Consider the following 357-nt stretch of genomic DNA (forward strand, 5'->3'; position numbering starts at 1 on the left):
GCTCACCGGTCGCGAAGAGGAGCAAGTCGCCCTGGTGGAGCAATACGCACGCCACACCGGCCTGTGGGCGGACGACCTTAAGGGCGCACAATACGAGCGCGGCCTCAGGTTCGACCTGTCCAGCGTGGTGCGCAACATGGCGGGCCCGAGCAACCCGCACGCCCGCGTCGCCACCCGTGACCTGGCGGCCAAGGGCATCAGCGGCCAGTGGGACGACGTACCGGGGCAAATGCCCGACGGCGCGGTGATCATCGCCGCCATCACCAGTTGCACCAACACCAGCAACCCGCGCAACGTGATCGCCGCAGGCCTGCTGGCGCGCAACGCCAACCGGCTCGGGCTGACGCGCAAGCCGTG

The 357-nt window shown here is 69.5% G+C and carries 1 protein-coding gene; it reads left to right on the forward strand.

Going from position 1 to position 357, the window contains the following annotated elements; all coding sequences use genetic code 11:
- On the forward strand, positions 1 to 357 hold a 357-nt coding region (locus AC0L20_RS40230), incomplete at both ends, for an aconitase family protein (protein ID WP_473295706.1).

It is taken from the genome of Bradyrhizobium sp. Kon58, from assembly GCF_055807455.1.